Origin of the sequence: Photobacterium nomapromontoriensis, from assembly GCF_050336815.1 — a bacterium.
Taxonomy (GTDB): Bacteria; Pseudomonadota; Gammaproteobacteria; order Enterobacterales; family Vibrionaceae; genus Photobacterium; species Photobacterium nomapromontoriensis.
Window position 1 is genome coordinate 124,834 of the sequence record NZ_JAKJSL010000019.1, and the last position, 18,880, is coordinate 143,713.

Annotated in this window: 17 protein-coding genes; 10 read left to right on the plus strand and 7 right to left on the minus strand. The window is 47.6% G+C overall.

What is annotated here, in order from left to right:
• Positions 1-106 precede the first annotated feature (106 nt).
• The 4 genes from recR to apt all read right to left on the minus strand — a co-directional run bounded on the left by recR (position 107) and on the right by apt (position 3,941).
• Entirely contained in the window at positions 107-709 is a 603-nt protein-coding gene (gene recR, locus L4D12_RS05710; RefSeq protein WP_428446861.1) for a recombination mediator RecR, read from the minus strand.
• A gap of 3 nt (positions 710-712) precedes the next feature.
• Positions 713-1,042, minus strand: a complete 330-nt coding sequence (locus L4D12_RS05715; protein ID WP_428446862.1) for a YbaB/EbfC family nucleoid-associated protein — start codon at positions 1,040-1,042, stop codon at positions 713-715.
• A 27-nt stretch (positions 1,043-1,069) separates the two neighbouring features.
• Complete coding sequence (gene dnaX / locus L4D12_RS05720; protein ID WP_428446863.1) at positions 1,070-3,256, minus strand: DNA polymerase III subunit gamma/tau; 2,187 nt, start codon at positions 3,254-3,256, stop codon at positions 1,070-1,072.
• A 139-nt stretch (positions 3,257-3,395) separates the two neighbouring features.
• Complete coding sequence (gene apt, locus L4D12_RS05725; RefSeq protein WP_428446864.1) at positions 3,396-3,941, minus strand: adenine phosphoribosyltransferase; 546 nt, start codon at positions 3,939-3,941, stop codon at positions 3,396-3,398.
• A gap of 54 nt (positions 3,942-3,995) precedes the next feature.
• Here apt and L4D12_RS05730 point away from each other — a divergent pair, with 54 nt between their 5' ends.
• Positions 3,996-4,133, plus strand: coding sequence for a hypothetical protein (locus L4D12_RS05730; RefSeq protein WP_428446865.1), 138 nt, complete (start codon positions 3,996-3,998; stop codon positions 4,131-4,133).
• Here the strand turns inward: L4D12_RS05730 and L4D12_RS05735 are convergent.
• Positions 4,128-4,508 carry a YbaN family protein gene (locus L4D12_RS05735; RefSeq protein WP_428446866.1) on the minus strand — a complete coding sequence of 127 codons (381 nt, stop codon included), beginning with the start codon at positions 4,506-4,508 and terminating at the stop codon, positions 4,128-4,130. The two genes, L4D12_RS05730 and L4D12_RS05735, sit on opposite strands and share 6 nt — an antisense overlap.
• A 279-nt stretch (positions 4,509-4,787) precedes the next feature.
• On the opposite strand from L4D12_RS05735, the gene L4D12_RS05740 reads away from it, so the two are divergent.
• A complete protein-coding gene (locus L4D12_RS05740; protein ID WP_428446867.1) occupies positions 4,788-5,156 on the plus strand; it encodes a conjugal transfer protein TraR in 369 nt (122 codons plus the stop codon).
• 114 nt (positions 5,157-5,270) lie between these two features.
• Here the strand turns inward: L4D12_RS05740 and L4D12_RS05745 are convergent, their stop codons facing one another.
• Entirely contained in the window at positions 5,271-5,912 is a 642-nt protein-coding gene (locus tag L4D12_RS05745) for a YccT family protein (protein ID WP_428446868.1), read from the minus strand.
• 104 nt (positions 5,913-6,016) lie between these two features.
• On the minus strand, positions 6,017-7,030 hold the full coding sequence (locus L4D12_RS05750; RefSeq protein WP_428446869.1) for a porin: 1,014 nt from the start codon (positions 7,028-7,030) through the stop codon (positions 6,017-6,019).
• Between the two features lie 542 nt (positions 7,031-7,572).
• Here L4D12_RS05750 and dinG point away from each other — a divergent pair.
• The 8 genes from dinG to L4D12_RS05790 all read left to right on the plus strand — a co-directional run bounded on the left by dinG (position 7,573) and on the right by L4D12_RS05790 (position 18,847).
• A complete protein-coding gene (dinG, locus tag L4D12_RS05755; RefSeq protein ID WP_428446870.1) occupies positions 7,573-9,651 on the plus strand; it encodes an ATP-dependent DNA helicase DinG in 2,079 nt (692 codons plus the stop codon).
• A 50-nt stretch (positions 9,652-9,701) separates the two neighbouring features.
• Positions 9,702-10,253, plus strand: coding sequence for a primosomal replication protein PriC (priC, locus tag L4D12_RS05760; protein ID WP_428446871.1), 552 nt, complete (start codon positions 9,702-9,704; stop codon positions 10,251-10,253).
• Between the two features lie 78 nt (positions 10,254-10,331).
• Positions 10,332-10,502 carry a pleiotropic regulatory protein RsmS gene (gene rsmS, locus L4D12_RS05765; RefSeq protein WP_428446872.1) on the plus strand — a complete coding sequence of 57 codons (171 nt, stop codon included), beginning with the start codon at positions 10,332-10,334 and terminating at the stop codon, positions 10,500-10,502.
• 296 nt (positions 10,503-10,798) lie between these two features.
• On the plus strand, positions 10,799-12,085 hold the full coding sequence (locus L4D12_RS05770; protein WP_428446873.1) for a hypothetical protein: 1,287 nt from the start codon (positions 10,799-10,801) through the stop codon (positions 12,083-12,085).
• Between the two features lie 240 nt (positions 12,086-12,325).
• Positions 12,326-12,760 (plus strand): hypothetical protein, encoded by a 435-nt coding sequence (locus tag L4D12_RS05775; RefSeq protein WP_428446874.1) that lies wholly within the window; start codon positions 12,326-12,328, stop codon positions 12,758-12,760.
• A gap of 71 nt (positions 12,761-12,831) precedes the next feature.
• The gene (locus L4D12_RS05780; RefSeq protein WP_428446875.1) at positions 12,832-14,145 is read left to right on the plus strand and encodes a TolC family protein; all 1,314 of its coding nucleotides are present in this window, start codon (positions 12,832-12,834) and stop codon (positions 14,143-14,145) included.
• Between the two features lie 8 nt (positions 14,146-14,153).
• Positions 14,154-15,722 (plus strand): efflux RND transporter periplasmic adaptor subunit, encoded by a 1,569-nt coding sequence (locus L4D12_RS05785; protein WP_428446876.1) that lies wholly within the window; start codon positions 14,154-14,156, stop codon positions 15,720-15,722.
• Positions 15,719-18,847 (plus strand): efflux RND transporter permease subunit, encoded by a 3,129-nt coding sequence (locus L4D12_RS05790; protein ID WP_428446877.1) that lies wholly within the window; start codon positions 15,719-15,721, stop codon positions 18,845-18,847. Before L4D12_RS05785 ends, L4D12_RS05790 begins: the two co-directional genes overlap by 4 nt.
• The last annotated feature ends 33 nt before the right edge of the window (positions 18,848-18,880 follow it).

Sequence of the window (18,880 nt, forward strand, 5' to 3'; positions counted from 1 at the left end):
CATTAATGGGTGGCATATAATCACGCATAAAAAAACACCAACAATGGCATCAAGCTATTGTTGGTGTTTTTAATTTAGTGCCAGCCATTAAGCTAAACGTATTCTATTAATATATCTTTTGCCGGCCCGCTAATGAATGAGACAAGGTTGTACCGTCAACCAGTTCAAGCTCACCGCCTACGGGTACACCATGGGCAATCCGAGTCGCATCAATATCATATTCACTACACAACTCAGCGATATAGTGGGCGGTTGCCTCACCTTCAACCGTTGGGTTGGTTGCTAGAATAACTTCGCTTATCCGCTCACTCTGCATACGAAATTCAAGTGTATCCAGACCGATATCCGAAGGGCCAATACCATCAAGTGGTGAAAGATGCCCCATCAGCACAAAATACCGACCAGAAAACTGCCCTGTTGACTCAACCGCCACAATATCTGCAGGACTTTCTACCACACAGATCTGGCCGTTCTCCTGTCGACGAGGATTAGCACAAATTGCACACACCTCTTCTTCTGTAAACGTCCGGCATTCGCGGCAGTGTCCGATCTCCGTCAGCGCCTTGCTCAGCGCGTCAGCTAAATGCAAGCCACCCTGGCGGTTTCGTTGTAGCAAATTGAAGGCCATACGCTGTGCTGACTTAGGGCCAACCCCAGGCAAACAGCGTAATGCCTCCATCAGTTGTTCAAGTAATGGGCTAGTACGCATTAATTAGAATGGCATTTTAAAACCAGCAGGCAAGTTCATGCCGCCAGTAACGCCAGCCATTTTTTCTTTTTGCGTTTCCTCGATACGACGAGCAGCATCGTTAAATGCAGCTGCAATCAGATCTTCCAGCATATCTTTATCATCTTCCATCAAGCTATCATCAAGCTCGACACGACGAACGCTGTGACTACCCGTTAGCGTCACTTTTACCAGGCCAGCACCAGACTCGCCGGTTACTTCCATATTTGCGATCTCTTCCTGCATTTTCTGCATGCGCTCTTGCATTTGCTGCGCCTGCTTCATCATGTTAGCCATACCGCCTTTACCAAACATATTTTCTCTCTCTGTGGTCTGGTTGATCTATAAGGGTCTTATGCTCTCTTCATCCAGCACAGCGGCAAACCGCTGACAAATGAAGTTCACATTGGGATCAGACTGCAAGCTCTGCCTTGCCTGATCCAGTTTCTGCTGATAAAGCGCCTCACGCCACTCAAGCGGCGAACGCCCTTTATCACTCAATTCAATATCTAATGTTACGGGCTCTGCAAACAGTTCAGCCAATGCAGTTTCAAGTTGCTCACAAGCTTTAGCCGTATTTAAGTGTTTTTGCGTAGGACGAAGACTGAGCCGGATCATACTGCCATCTCGCTCAAACGCTGAATTCAGTGCCAACTGCTGTAATAAACGTCCTACATTAAGCTTAGTCACCCAATCGGACCAACTATCCTGTTTTGCCGCTTCCTTGACAAGTAATTTCACCATTTCAGGTGTCTTTTCATGCTCCAGCGCTTGTTTAAGTTTCGCTGGTGCAACGTCCTGACTCACGGCTTCAACCGTAGGAGCCTGCATTGGTTTCCATTGGTATTCATCCGATTGAGCCGGATCCGGTACCGCATCAAATGTTGATGATGGCACGTTTCGTGCGCCCGGTACCGACATCGCACTGGCTGCTGATGCAGCCTGACCGTTTTGCTTTTCGGCAATACGATCTAAAACACTGGATGCGACTTTTTTAGTCTGTACCGGTTCAGCCTTTTTTCCGCTAGCGGGTGTGACGCCCTCTCGCTTGGTTTGACTGCGTAGTTTGTTTCTCGCGGCCATTAAACCAGACGCGGCTGAGGGTACCTCATCCATAGCGGGTGGCTGAGAAACAGGTTGTGGGGCAGGCTGACTGACTGAAGGCATCGCTTGTTGCGGCGGCTCCTGCCCCCCATAATTCCTCTGCTCAGGCATCATAGCAGGAGCCGTGGGAACAGATATCGATGATGACCGTCCAGCCTGACTCACAAGTGCTTGATCATGATGCTGAGCGTCATGCATTTGTGCTTTTAGCGCCTGTACTCGTTGAACCCCTTGAGTCTGAGGCTGCGGTGGCGTCATTGACGGCGCAACCTGCTCCACAGATGGTGCAACGGGCTGACTTGTAGGAACAGCAATCGCCTGCGGAGTAACCGTAGAGGCTGATACCGGACGGAAAGCCAGCATACGTAGTAGCACCATTTCCAGCCCCGTTCGACCATCAGGGGCAAATGCCAAATCTTGCCGGCCCTGTAACGCAATCTGATAGCACAGCTGAGTTTCCTGTGGTGACATTGATTGGCTCAAGGCAATAACACGTAGGGCATCTGGCGCAGACTCATCAAGTGACGCAGGCAGGGCTTGGTGCATCGCGACACGATGCAACTGTGACGCCAGTTCACGCAGTAAACTGTCCCACTCCACCCCAATCGCCGCCAACTCTTCGAGGCAGCTCATCGCAGGCTGCGCCTGACCTTTTGCGACGGCCTCAAGCAAGTAAAGCGCTTGCTCTGTATTCAGCGTACCCAGCATCTCCGACACGGTATCAACCGCAACGTTACCGTTACCCAATGCAATCGCCTGATCCGCCAGACTCAATGCATCTCGCATGCTGCCTTCAGCGGCCCGAGCTAGCAACCCTAGCGCCCGTGGTTCAAAGGCAATCTGTTCGTGTGTCAGAACATTTTCAAGCTGCGATTGGATCTGGGTATTATCAAGGTGTTTAAGATGGAACTGCAGACAACGGGACAAAATCGTCACCGGTAGCTTCTGTGGATCCGTGGTCGCCAAAATAAACTTCACATATTCTGGCGGCTCTTCAAGGGTTTTCAGCAAGGCGTTAAAACTATGACGAGAGAGCATATGCACCTCATCAATCAGGTAAACCTTAAAGCGACCTCGTGTCGGCTTGTACTGCACGTTATCAAGCAAATCCCGAGTATCTTCAACCTTGGTTCGCGAGGCCGCATCAATCTCAAGCAGATCAACAAAACGGCCTTCATCTATCTCACGGCATGTTTCGCACTGTCCGCATGGGGATGCAGTAATACCTTGCTCACAATTCAAACCTTTAGCAAAAATACGGGCAATAGTGGTTTTGCCCACACCGCGTGTGCCACTGAATAAATAGGCATGGTGAAGACGGTTATGGGCAAGCGCATTCTCCAGTGCCGTCAAGACATGGGACTGCCCCACCACATCATCGAACTGGTGCGGACGCCATTTGCGTGCCAGAACCTGATAACTCATGTTAACTAACCTTACAGAATCAAGAACTCAATGCTAGCACAGGGAGGGTTTTGGAGCGAGAGGGCGCTATGACAAGCGCCCAATGATTCGCCAGCGATAGTCAATAGCTGGCTCAATGCAGTTCTAATCACAGGCGTGATTAGTGTCCATCAAAGTCACAAATACTGTACACATTCAGACCAATACCCTGAAGGCGTTTTTCACCACCGATATCTGGTAGGTTAATAACAAAAGCAGCATCTTCGACCACGCCGCCAAGACGGCGAACCAGTTTGGTGGTCGCTTCAATCGTGCCACCTGTTGCGAGAAGATCATCGACAAGAAGGACCTTATCACCTTCATTAATGGCATCGGTATGAATTTCCAACGTATCTTGGCCGTACTCCAGTTCATAGCTTTCGCCAATAACGGCACGCGGTAATTTACCGGGCTTACGTACAGGGACAAAACCAACACCCAGCTCCAGTGCTAACGGCGCTCCAAACAAAAAACCACGCGCTTCAGTACCAATAACCTTGGTGATCCCCTTGCCCTGATATTTAGCCAATAATACCTGCATCGTTGCGCGGTAGGCTTCAGGATCTTCCATCAAGCTGGTCACATCACGAAATAAAATCCCTGGCTTAGGATAATCAGGGATAGATTTGATGCTGTTTCTAATCAACGCGAGCTTTTCTTGAGTCATAATCTTTTTCCAGGCTCCTTCTGACTGCGCTTTACACACAAGAGCCGACACTAAATGAAACGGCAGGCTCTAATCATGAACCTACCGACAAAATCAGAAGCAAATAGTAGTGATTTTCGTCACCCGGGGCAAGAACTGGCAGTGAATCGAGAACAAGAGGATGATCTCATCGACATTCAAGTGAGATCATGACTCGATAGAAGGGTTATCACGCACTGGTAAACGGTTAAACCATATCAGCAATACCGTCAGTATCAGAATGAGCATCATCTTATGCCACAACAATGCCACTAACGATATCGATACCCCGAAACTAATGACAATCATAATATTTGCTCGACGTTTCACAGTCCGGGAAATAGCGTGGTGAAGATGCCAATTTTGCAGCATTGGACCAAATTTGGGATGCTGTAACAACCAGTGATTTAACCGGGGAGAGCCACGCATAAAACACGCACTAGCCAGCAACAAGAAAGGCGTAGTCGGTAATAGCGGTAAAAATGCGCCTATCACACCAAGGGCAACACATAGCCAACCACATAACAACAATACGGTCTTTTTGATCATGCATCTCTGCCTATTTGTCACCATGGGATCGAGTGTACCAGCAAAACAGGAAATACCAACGGTAAAGCGCTATCAGTGAAATTAGCAAGGATAAAATCATGCCGAACAGCGTTCAGAGTATCAGTGCTACCCCAGTCAATATAACGAAGATAAAAAGTAACAAAAACTGAGGGGGATGAAAGTTATTACCTAATAACTCCGTATTTATTTGATTCAAATCACAATCAAACTCTACAATCACCTTAGACTGATTTCACCGACAATAATAATGATGATCTTATGACAACGTCAGATATTACTTTTGAACAGCTGCAGCAGCGCCTAGAACAAGAGCACACCATGCTAGCTCGTGAGCTAAAGCATGAACTGTTACTCAATACCTTGGTGCCGTCAGCCACTGCAATCGAAGATGCCGAGCTTGGCGAACTCATCTTAATGGCAAAATCATCATTTATTCCCAACCTATTTGATATTGCAATGAGAATGGAAAAAGTGGATGCCGCCGTCTGCTCTATCAAACTCGGCATGTATGGGTTATGTGTTGATTGTGAAGAAGAAATTGCCTTGGCTGATCTTGATAATGATCCGGCTCAACCCCGCTGCCACAGCTGCTGTGATCACAGCCGCTATCACCACGAAGCAAACTAATCAGCATTATCGTCTGTCATCTGCGACTAAGCTGATCACCCACTTCTGCAGCACAATAGGCGATCTTAAGGTTCGCCTATTGTGCTGTCACTTACTCGGCCAACGAACATCCACTTACTGAGCAGACTGTGTCGCCATCCACTGCTCAAAGGCGACCTTCTCTTTCACATTGGCCTTGCTGTACCACAGCTTTAACTGAGCAAGAGCATCACCGGTAATACTTACTTCACCTTTATCGCTGACATCAACGACCGTTTTCTCTAAATCAACCGCGTACCCCTGCTCAAAAGTAATGCCCTGCTTACGGTTATACTCAGCCACCAAGGCTTCCATATCGCGATACGCGGCAAAACCGTTTCCTTCAAGCACCACATAATCTAATTTAGTCTTCGCTCCATTGGCTAATTCCAGCTGCCATTGTGGGCCTCGCTGAAAATGCGCTTTAGCCTGAGATAGCGATGTCAGACGTGGGAGTACAATCGTGGCATCTTCATTAGGAACATCCAATTCAAACAAATATGGCTGAGTTGTATAAATCGTGGTTTTTGATCCACTTTTAACCTCACCATCAAACTGTACCACGACCTGGTGCTTACCCGCCGCCAATGGCACGCTTTCAGTTTCTGTCCAGAAAGAAGAAGCCACTTTTTTGCCATCTACCACTAACAACTTGATATTATCGCCCATACTCAATGTCGCGGCCTGAAGCCCTAGCGGTAGCATCAATAGTCCGACACCAACTAACCATTTTTTCATTATGCTATTTCCTTTTAAACCGAATATATTCTCATCGCGCAAGATAGCAAAAAGCCGCCATAAAGGCGGCTTTTTTTGAAGTAACGCTAAACGTTAAGAAACGATTAGAATTTAACTTCCATACCTACTAAGTAACCTAGGTCTAGGTCAGCACCATCTTGGTCTGCCCAGCCAAGCTCACCGTATACTTTCACGTTGCTGTGAAGCTGGTGAGTAACGTTCGCGTATACGTTATCAGTAACGCCTTCTTCTAGATATGCACCAGCGCCGTCAATCGATACGTCAGCACGGTTGTAACCTAGAGCAAACGTGTTCTTACCCATAGTGTAAGCGCCGTTAATTTCGAATACAGCAACATCAGACTTGTTTGCACTATTTTTTGCAGATGTGTATTCAAGATCACCGTAAGATGCCGCGAATGCAAACTGGCCCATTGCATAGTTAGCTTCTAGATTGAAACCATCAACATCGGTACCAGAGTTGAAAACTGGAGTACCTGATGGATTAGTTTCGCTACGTTGAATATCATCACCCGTGTAGTAGTAACCACGAACATCTAGGTCACCAAAACGTGCACCTAGACGAGCATCGGTAATAGTACCGTCAGTGTTTTGGAAATCACTTGCGCCTGAACCATCAGAATCTAGATCATGAGTCAAACCAAAGTAGAACTGACCATTGTCGTATTCATACTTGATTGCTTCGTTACCTTCAGTTTGAACAAAATCAACCTGACCGAAACCTAGCTCGTAGTCACGACCGATACCCATTGCATCAGAAACATAAAGCTGACGACCAAAAGTCAGAGTACCGAAATCACCAGCTAGACCAACAAATAGTTTGTCGTTAGTTACATCAGTTTTTTCGAAAGCAAAGCCCATTCCAGCAACAACATTTAGCTGGTCGTTAATGGCAATTGTTGAGTTAATTTGTAGATCACCATCATCTAGGTGTAGACCTGCATCATCATTGCTATCTTTATCTTGAATGTTTTGCAGATACTGAACTTCAGCTGCACCAGAAAGGTCAACTGTAACACCGTTTGCGTTGTATAGGTTGATGCCCGCTTGAGCAGAACCTGCTGCTAGTACTGATAGTGCTAGAAGAGTCTTTTTCATGATATCCACTGCCTTTTCTTATATTAGATTGGAATTCCTGTTTCCAGAATCCCTTTTCTTTATGTCACCCCCGGTTACTTAATGCCCTATAAACATAAAGAACACTGTGAAAACCGAAGGTTAGTAATTAGTGCAACTCATCCTGACAGAATATTCCTCTAGATGTCAAATCTTCTAAACTCAAACTAAAAAAACATCAAACAATTAGACTTTCAACGACTTAGCGTGTTGACAGTATACTGTTTAAGCAAGTTATTGTGCTATCACGAGATGGTCTCCCTTACTTAAAGTTCAAAATTATCAGCATAAAAAACTACAAAATTATTATAAAAAGTACCAATACAGAATAAAACACCACAAATTCTTTATTACGATAGTCATTTTCTGCTTAGCCATATACAACTAACTCTGCGTAGAACAAGTTCAATCTTATTTCGTGAAGTATTTCGCATTTTTGGCAATAAGTTACTCAAAATATGCGGCCGCTCACATTCAGTTGTTCATGCTATAATGCCATTCCATACCATTATGATGTTTCAGATATGTTACAGAACCAGATAAAGCAAGATATCAAGCAGTGCTATGAAAATCTTGGTAACCAACTTGATAACTTTATACCTAGAAGGGCTCAAAATTATCTGGTTGCTGAAATCGCTAAAACACTGGGCGGTGAATACCATGCCAAACACCGAATGCTGGTTGCAGAAGCAGGAACTGGCATTGGCAAATCACTCTCTTATTTAATGGGTGCAATCCCGTTTGCCATCTTCAATAACAAAAAAGTGTTGATTTCAACCGCTACCGTCGCGTTACAAGAGCAGTTAATCAATAAAGACCTACCACTATTCAATCGTGTATACCCAAAAGAATTCAGTTTTATTTTGGCCAAAGGCCGCCAACGTTACTGTTGTAATCATAAGTTAGCAGCAAGTTGCAATTCAGAGTCAGATCAACAGGTTAGCTTATGGGAAGAAAAACCTAAAAAGTCTGATTTAGAACTTTTGACCCGTATGCTAACAGCCAGCGAGAGCCGAAAATGGGACGGTGACCGTGATAGCTGGCCAACCACTATCCCCGATCGGGTGTGGCAGCAAATTGTGGCAGATAAGCATAGCTGCCATGCTGGTCTTCCTGCACACCGAGACTGTCCATTCGCCAAAGCCCGTGAGCACCTTGAAAAAGCAGATGTCATTATTGCCAATCATGCTCTTTTGATGGCGGACCTCGAATTAGGTGGCGGTATTATTTTGCCTGAGCCCGAGAAAACCATTTATGTCATTGATGAGGCGCATCACCTACCGCAGGTCGCGCGGGATTTTTCATCGGCATCAGCCAGTTTGAAAGGCGCGGCGAGCTGGCTGGAAAAGCTGAATCAATCATCCGGTAAACTGGCTGAACTGGCTGACTACAAGAAATCAGGTCGGTTTCAAACCAGCTTAAATGAAAACATTGCCCAGCTGATCCCGGCGCTAAATCAGATAGCCAGTCATATTGACCCTTCACTGTTCAATAAAGATGGCGTTTATCGTTTTGAGTATGGGGAACTACCTGCTTGGTTGCATGAAGAAGCCAAAGGCTGCAAAGAGACCAGCAAAAAAGCCCTCCAGGCATTAGGCAAAATTCACGATCTTATTTCAGAACGAACAAAAGAAAATGAAATCCAACCTCGGCTTGGTGAGCAAGCGTTAACAGAGTCAGGTTTCTATTTACAGCGCCTTGAAAACCTCGAAAAGGTGTGGCACCTCATGGCACAGCCTAATAGAGACAAAGGAGCCCCATTGGCTCGTTGGATAGAAAAAAGCCCAGATCGGGAAAATGACTATATTATTGAAGTTTCCCCTCTAGAAGTAGGCCATCGCCTTGACCAACTATTGTGGAGCCGGGCAGTGGGTTGCATCTTAGTCTCAGCCACATTACGTGCACTGAATCAATTTGACTACTTTTGTCGACAAGCCGGGATATTCGAAAAAGAAGCAACCCGTTTTCTGGCACTGGCTTCGCCATTTGACTACCAGAACAATGCACGTCTGGTGATCCCCTCTTTACCTTTGGAGCCACAGGCAGAGAAGTTCACCGACCTGCTCATCGAGATACTTCCTGAATACCTTGAAGGGGAAACATCAAGCCTTGTGCTATTCTCATCGTATTGGCAGATGAACCAAGTCGCCGACAAACTCAAGCCACTTGCCAAGAAAAACAAATGGGAACTGCTCATCCAAGGCGAGGAATCTCGTCATGCAATTCTAAAAAAACATAAAGAAAACTGTGAAAAAGGCAAAACCAGTATCTTGTTTGGCACAGGCAGCTTTTCAGAAGGCCTTGATTTACCAGGAAAATTACTGACCAACCTGATCATTACTAAAATTCCCTTTGCCGTGCCGACATCACCCGTTGAAGAAGCCCACGCAGAATACATTGAAAGCAGAGGCGGGAATCCGTTTTTACAGATTTCCGTTCCCGAAGCGAGTAAGAAACTGATCCAATCCGCCGGACGCCTGCTGCGTAAAGAGCAAGATACCGGTAGAGTTGTGCTGCTTGATCGCCGGGTAATTACTCGCCGCTATGGCAAAGCGCTGCTTGACTCACTGCCGCCCTTTAAACGTATTATTGAATATCCATAATGAATCACTCGCCACGTTTCTGACCAAGCGTGGCGAAGGAGTGCAATCCAATGCCTGATTTGAAACGGCTAGAGGCCATCGTTAGCCAGCTGGCCCATGAAGCCGCCAGTACTGATCGCAAACGGGGCGAAGCTAGTCGTCCTCTGTTTGATGAGCAGTTATTTCGTAGCCGCAGCAAACTGCTGATGCCTTGCGTCAATGAGATCCGCCATGAAATTAGTGCTCTGATCAATGAACAACTGGCAGGAAAACTTCAGCTGACACGCACACAACACCTCTGTGAAAAGATCGTCGCTCAAATTCAGGCGATCCAACGCGAACTGGCGACTCAGGCTATCCGGAAAAACGAACCAAAGCGGAGCCAAAGCTGGGGGAAACCTATCCATCAATTGCACCAAGACTTAACCCAGCACCAAGAATGGGAACGCCGTCTATCCGCCATGCAAAAAGATAAATCGCTCATGCTCGGACGCTGCACAACACTCGATGAGCAACGCCGCATACAGCAAGAAATCCTCGCTCTGGAAGGGCGGCTCGCTCGCTGCCAACAGGCTAGAAAAAAAATAGAGCATGACATTAACATTCAAGAACGCAAAGGCTAGCAAGAGTGATTGCTTCACGGCCTTTGGTCGTATTTTGCATACCCATTACCCAGCACAAAATGATACACGGAGAAAAACATGTCAGAGCCGACGCCTGAACCAACCCCCCTTGATAATGCCCCTGAAGATATCAAATTGGCGGTTGATCTTATCTATCTACTGGAAAGTAACGAGATCGCACCTAACGTTGCCCTTTCTGCTCTTGAAATAGTGAAAGCTGATTTACTCCGTAAAATAAACAACGCATAACCCCCCTGATATACCCAAGATAGAGTCTTGGGTATTTACACCAAAGTCACGCCATTTACTGTGAGCACGTCGTCAAAAAAATGACTACCCCTCTATTATTGCATCCCTCTTACGCCAATTTTTTTTCGTCTGAATATAAATTTAATTAAATAATTAAATTTATATTCAGAGTGACTTCACCTAATTTTTATATCGTTCTAAAATAGATGCACAAATATTTTAAACTGATCCAAATTTTAGATTTAGTTACTTGTTTTTTAACTTTTTTTATCGCATTTATTTTTTCGGGGTTCATCATGAAAACGGATTTAAAAATCACAGCCATTGCAGCTGCACTTTTGCTTGTTGGCTGTGCGTCAGACTCTAATTCTACGGCCAGCCTACCGACAGAAACCAATATTTCAGAAACAATTAGCCAAACAGAATCACTGGCAAAGTCTATTCAGCATTCAGAAGAGCAATTATCCCAAGCTCAACAAGATGAACTGGTTTGGTTTGCTTCCTCAAGTATGAATGATGCCGAGAAAGCCCTGCAGGAAGCGAAAGAATACTATACGGTATTTGAAAAGGATCCCTCAAAAGCGCATAACAGCAGTGGCTTTTTTAGCTCAACAACGAACTTGCAGGCTGCCGACGAGGCAATTCAGCAGTTTGAGATAAGCCTGAATAAAGCAAAAGCCATTCGCACTCAGTCACTATCTACGTTAGAAGAAGCTTTTTCATATCGTAAGCAATTACAATATATCAATGCCGCAAAATATTACCCAAGCAACAGCAAAGGTGTAGAGAGTGAATTGAAGAAGCTCGTTGGCTATATTGCGGATGGCGATATTGAACAGGCAACAAAAGCACAACCGACACTGGTGACCAAGCAACGTGCACTGGAAGTTAAAACAATTACGCGTATCTACCTGACTCCGGCTAAAGAAGAATTGGCTCGCTTGAAACAAGCTCATGTATCTCTGCACGCACCGGATACGCTTGCAGCCGCCGCAGCAACTATTCCAGCAGCAGAAACCTTTATTGCCGCAGAACCACGCGCTATCGCTAAGATCCAAGACAAAGCTGACGAAGCCATGTTTGCCCTTCACCACGCTGGCCATATTGCAGATGGCGTGACGCAGCTAAAAGCACTGTCAGAACAAGACTACGAACGCTATGTGCTTAAGTTTGAAAGTATTCTCTTGAATATTAGCCAAGCTTTAGGTGCTGACGACCTACGAGATACAGCGATCAGTGAACAAGGTAAAACACTGGTCTCTTATATTCGCACGCAACAGCTTGATTCAACCGATAAGCAACTGTCCCAACAACAGCTGCTTGCCCAGCTAGCCGCCCAAGATAAACAAGTCGCGCTACTGAAAGAAAAAATTGCCCAATTAACCACAAAACAACTCACCGTAAAGGATGAAACGTTACCGGTCACCCCAGTAAAAGCCAATCAGAACAACACAGCGGCTGAAAAAATGACGCCAGTTGAGGCAGCACCGGCTATTGCACCAGAACCACCAGCGGCAAATCCCGCGGAAAAAACATCAGATGTAAAAGCCGTCGAAAATAACAATGACAAAATAACGGGTTAACTCACACTTTCCTGAGTGAATCCGAGGAAGGGAAGTAAGATCGCTTGCTTCTCTTTCTCACTCGCACCTCGCACCTCGCACCTCGCACCTTAATTATCCATGCCAGCTCACATCTACTCACTCTTTTTCAACACAAAAAAGTTCACACACTAACTTGACCTTACCCTAAGGGAAAGGTTTATAGTTTTTAAGTGCTAGTATTCCGGTTAATGGTTGTCCGGATGTATTTATCGGTGTGACATGACATACTTGCGAACTTCTCACAATCTGTTTGCCCTGATTCTGATATTGCTGATCAGCCTGATCGCCAATCCGGTTTTTGCGATGTCATCACATATGTCGTTGCCGCTGGATGACACCCAAAAATCAATCACAACCACCAGCCAGCACCACGACTCATCCCCCCATCAACACCCTAGTCATCATAAAATGAGCAATAATGGTCAGCACTGCAGTGACTGCCCGACCTCATTTACCGCTAATGATAACGACTGTTCTTCGATGGAAATGATGGCCAATTGCAGCCATTGCGACAGCCGTCATTGTCAGTACAGCGATCTTCCCGCTCTGTTAACCAGCCTCACCGATTCTTATGGCGATATCCTTACCCCGTCCTTGATCACCGTACAGACAATCTCTCGTAACGAAGATTTCCTGCGCCCCCCAATTCACTAACGGTCAATTGTCATCACAGCTGTCTGTCGATCGACAACAGCATGTTTTAACTTTGATGTAGTGGATAAACAATGCAAAAAAGCATGATTTCCCGTGCCCTTGGCATGGCATTAATCATTGGTTTTGCAACGCCGCTTTCTACCTTGGCATACGCCCAGGAAAGTGCTGCCGCAATTCCAATGAATACCCAGTCCGATCTTCAGCAGCTCATTCAATGGGCCATCAAGCACGATGCCGGACAACGGCAAATCCAATACCAGGCAGATGCTATTGCCGATCTGGGAGTAGCTAACAGCCAGCTCATGGATCCGAAAGCGAAAGTCGGTGTTGGCGGGCTACCCGTTGATAGCTTTGCTTTCGATGAAGATCCAATGACCAATATCTCTATCGGCCTGATGCAGCAATTTGGCCGAGGCGATACGCTCTCTCTCCAACAGAAGCAAAGCAACCAACAAGCGGACAGCCTGCGAGAAAAAGCTGGCGTTCGCGAGCTGGATGTCACGAAAACAATCACCCAAGCGTGGATTGAGCTGGCCTATCTCAACCAAGCCCGTCAGATCATACAGCAGAACCAGCGACTATTTCATGAACTGGAACACTATCTGGGTACCAACTATGGCGTAGGGGCCAATCAGGCTCAGGATCTGATCCAAGCAGAAGTGCAAATCAGCCGCATTGATGATCAGCTGCAAGCCAATCAACAAATGCAAGATCGCCTGAAAGCCCAACTTTCCGAATGGTTAGGTAACCAAGCAACGCAATTGAACGTGCATGACTACCCGGTTTGGCAAACACTCAACCAGTATTTAGCCACAGGCCCGGCGGATTACTATCCCGCATTGGCCTCTCATCCGGCCATTATGGTCACCGATGCATTGATCAAAAGCTCGGAGATCAACGTTGATATCGCCAACGAAGCTTATCAGCCTCAATTCGGGGTTGAAGTGATGTATGCCTACCGTCAGGCAAATCGCATGAATGGCTCCCCCGCTCCGGATATGGTCAGTGCTTACCTGACCATAGATATCCCGCTATTTACCGACAAGCGACAGGACAAAAAACTGTCAGCCGCTCAGTACCAAGTCGGGGCAGTCAAAACCCAACGCGATCTACAGCTGAAGGCTATGCACGCCAAAATCAGCAGTCTGATCATTGATCGTAACAATATTCAGCAGCGTCTAGCGCGCTATCAGCAAACCTTACTCAAGCAGGCTCAGGAAAAAACCCGCGCTGTCGAGCGTGGCTATCAAAACAATACCAGCCAATTGGATGAATACATCAGGGCAGCCAGTGACGAACTGGCAATAAAACTCGAACAAGCTCGTCTTGATGCCGATCTCCATCAGGCCAACAATAACCTCGCCTACCTGCTGAACAAATATTAAGGGATACCATGAAACAAACGATTACCGTCGCTGTACTTGCACTCGCAGTAGGTGGCGCACTGGGTTACTACGCAACGTCTGCTAATCACACAACCTCAGTCTCTCCGGCGCAGACCGCGCCAGAGAATAATGAACCGCTTTATTGGGTCGCCCCGATGGATCCTAACTACCAACGAGATAAACCAGGTAAATCACCAATGGGCATGGATCTCATTCCTGTGTATGCCGACGATATTGAGACTAAGACACAAGATGTACCGGGTACGGTCACCATCGACGCAGCAGTGGAAAATAATCTCGGGGTTAAAACTACCCTCGTCAGCCGACAAAACCTCGAACCGCAGATTGATACCGTTGGCTACGTGGCTTTTGATGGCAGCCAACTTTGGCAGATCAACAGCCGGGTCAGTGGCTGGATCCAAATGCTGAACGTCGATACCGTCGGTGAAAAAGTACAAAAAGGCGATGTCCTGTTTGAAATTTATTCACCGGAACTCGTTCGTGCGCAAGAAGAACTGCTAAACGCTAAACGCATAGGCAAAACCATACTGGTACAGGGGGCAAAAGACAGGCTCCGTGCTTTGGGGGTGGATGATGCCCAAATCAATGCCCTGCTTAAACGTGGCAGAACCAGTCAGAACATTGCCATCAAAGCCCCTGCCGATGGCGTGATCACGGCCTTGAATGTGCGTGATGGCGCCTATTTATCACCACAGCAAACCGTGATCAGCGGCGGTTCGCTGGATAATGTCTGGGTCGATGCCGAAGTGCTTGAACGGCAAGCGCACTGGGTCAAAATCGGCACATCAACAACCATGCAGATTGATGCTCTGCCCGGCCAGCGCTGGCAAGGCAAGGTGGATTATGTCTACCCGATCTTGGATGCCAAAACTCGTACCCTGCGCGTCCGTCTTAAATTCAACAATGCAAATGGTGAGCTAAAACCCAACATGTTTGCCAACCTGACTCTCACTCCGCGCAGCGATGACAATGTATTGGTTATCCCAGAGCAAGCCGTTATCCGCACCGGCAATATGGAACGTGTCGTGCTGGCATTAGGTGATGGGAAATACCGTTCAACACGCATCAGCATCGGCCGCAGTGCAGGAGGCATGGTGGAAGTCACCCATGGCTTATCCGCCAACGATAAGGTCGTCACCTCAGCCCAGTTTATGATCGACTCTGAATCGAGCAAAAGTGCTGATTTAAGCCGCATAGACCAAAGCGCCGTTCCCACCAACAGCGTAATGGTCAACGGGCTGGTGAGAAATATCATGCCAGATCATCAGATGATCACCATCGAACACTCTGCTATCGCAGAATGGGGCTGGCCAGCCATGACCATGGACTTCACGGTCACCGATGACGGCGATCTCAATCAGCTTATGGGGGGCCAATCCATCCGGTTTCTGATCACCAAGCAAGATGACGGACAATATACTGTGTCGGACATCACCTTGGATAACAGCACTCAAAATACCCCAGCAGACATCAGCACCATGGACCACAGCCAAATGGATCATAGTGCCATGAATCACTCCGTTATGACGCAAGCAAATAAAGTGGGTGCACTATGATTGCCGCCATTATTCGCTGGTCAATTCAAAACCGATTCATGGTGCTGATGGCCACGGTATTTCTGATCGCAGCAGGGATCTATAGCGTAAAAAAGACCCCTATAGACGCCATTCCTGATCTCTCCGATGTTCAGGTGATCATCAAGACCAGCTACCCGGGGCAAGCCCCACAAGTGGTAGAGGATCAGGTAACCTATCCCCTAACGACCGCCATGCTTGCCGTGCCTGGCGCGGAAACCGTTCGAGGCTATTCATTCTTCGGTGACTCGTATGTGTACATCATCTTCAATGATGATACTGATATGTATTGGGCGCGATCCCGGGTATTGGAATACCTCAGCCAAGTTGCACCGAAACTACCTGATGGTGCGAAACCGACGCTCGGGCCGGATGCAACGGGAGTGGGCTGGATCTACAGCTATGTACTGGTGGATAAAACAGGCCAGCACGACTTGAGTGAGCTTCGCAGCCTGCAGGATTGGTTCCTCAAATATGAACTCCAGACCGTCAATGGCGTCTCGGAAATTGCCACCGTCGGCGGTATGGTTAAACAATATCAGGTTCAGATCGATCCCGATAAACTGCGGGCTTATGATCTCACGCTGCAACAGATCAATATGGCAATTCAGGCCGGTAACCAAGAATCCGGTGCCTCAGTTGTGGAAATGGCTGAAGCCGAGCACATGATCCGGGCGACCGGTTATATCTCAACCGTGGATGATCTGAAAAACCTGCCACTGAAGGTCAACGATAAAGGGACCCCACTGTTGTTGGGTGACATTGCTGATATCAATCTCGGCCCACAGATGCGCCGCGGTATTTCTGAGTTCAATGGTGAGGGCGAAGCCGTCGGCGGTGTCGTGGTCATGCGATTTGGCGAGAATGCCCAATCGGTGATCAGTGAGGTCAAAGATAAGCTCGCCGAGCTACAGCGCAGCCTGCCCGATGGTGTCGAAATCGTCACCACCTATGATCGTTCAGGCTTAATCGATAGCGCCGTCACTAACTTGTATAAAAAGCTGGCGGAGGAATTCTTTGTTGTCGCTATCGTCTGTGCGCTGTTCTTATTCCATATCCGCTCATCTCTAGTGGTCATGATCAGCCTGCCTATCGGTATTCTCACCGCCTTTATCGTCATGCACTGGCAAGGAATCAATGCCAACATCATGTCACTCGGTGGTATTGCGATTGCGATTGGCGCCATGGTTGATGGTGCCATTGTTATGATAGAAAACGTGCACAAACACATTGAGCGCACGCCGCTAACCGACAAAAATCGCTGGCAGGTAATAGGTAAGGCTGCCGAGGAAGTCGGCGCGCCGCTATTCTTCTCACTGATCATCATCACTTTGAGTTTTGTTCCCGTCTTTGCCCTCGAAGGCCAAGAAGGCAAAATGTTCTCACCATTGGCCTTCACCAAAACCTATGCCATGGCTGCTTCTGCGGGCTTAGCCATCACTCTGGTGCCGGTACTGATGGGTTATCTGATCCGCGGTAACATTTTACCTGAGCATAAAAATCCGGTTAACCGTGCAGTAACGGCTCTTTACCGTCCGCTGCTCAATATCAGCCTACGATTCCCCAAAACGGTCATTATCATCGCCATCGCACTGATGGCCTCAGCGTATTATCCGATCCATAAAATGGGCAGTGAATTTATTCCACCACTTGATGAAGGGGATCTGATGTATATGCCGACCACCTACCCGGGGATCTCTATAGGTAAAGCCAGAGAACTGCTGCAACAAACCGACAAACTGATCAAAACTATCCCCGAAGTCAAAACCGTCTGGGGAAAAATTGGCCGGGCCGATACCGCCACCGATCCGGCCCCACTGACCATGATCGAAACCATTATCCAGCTCAAACCCAAGGATCAGTGGCGAGAAGGGGTAACCACGGAAAGTCTGCGCCGAGAACTGGACAACCTGATCCAGTTCCCAGGCCTAACCAACGCTTGGGTGATGCCAATCAAAACCCGCATCGATATGCTGGCAACAGGAATAAAGACCCCTATCGGGATCAAAATTGCTGGGCCGGATCTCAAGCAAATCGAACAGATCGGCACCCAATTAGAAACGATATTGAAAAACGTACCGGGTACAGCATCGGTCTATGCTGAACGCGTGGCAGGCGGACGCTACATCACCATGGATATCAAGCGCCGTGAAGCCGCCCGCTACGGCCTGAATATTCGTGATATCCAGCAAGTGATCAGTACCGCCATTGGCGGCATGAATGTCGGTGAATCAGTCGAAGGATTAGAACGTTACCCGATCAATGTACGCTACCCGCAACGTTATCGTGACTCACTGGATGCACTGAAAAATCTGCCACTGGTAACCCCAAACGGTGCCCGTATCGCACTGGCGGATGTCGCCGATATTCGTTTCGAAGATGGGCCACCGATGATCAAAACCGAAAATGCCCGTCCTAACGGCTGGGTCTTTATCGATATTGAAGACAGAGACTTGGGCTCTTACGTTCAAGACGCTCAGCAGATCGTGGCGAAACAACTGGCGCTGCCTGCTGGTTACTCACTGGCATGGTCAGGCCAATACGAATATATGGAGCGCGCCAAAGCCCGCTTGAGTGTCGTCGTACCTGCCACCATCGCCATCATCATGATGCTGTTGTACATGAGTTTCCGCCGGGTCGGCGAGGTCATGATCATCATGGGGACCTTGCCTCTCGCCATGGTGGGCGGTTTATGGTTGATGGAGATCCTTGGATACAACTTCTCCATTGCCGTCGGGGTCGGGTTCATCGCCTTGGCCGGGGTCGCGGTTGAGATTGGGGTGATCATGCTGGTCTACCTTAATCAGGCCTGGGCTTTCCACCAGCAAGATGCCGATAAAACACAGACACCACTGACGGCGTCACACCTGATCAGCGCCATTCAAGAAGGTGCGGGGCTCAGGGTCAGACCCATCATGATGACGGTTGCCACCGTGATCATTGGCCTGATCCCTATCATGTATGGCTCAGGAACGGGCTCAGAGGTCATGCAGCGTATTGCCGCACCAATGATTGGCGGTATGTCGTCCGCACTGCTATTAACTCTGGTCGTACTACCTGCTGTCTTCAAGCTCTGGAAAAACCACAGTCATAAACTGGCTGACTAACCCTTCATTATCACCACTATGACCCGGTGCTAT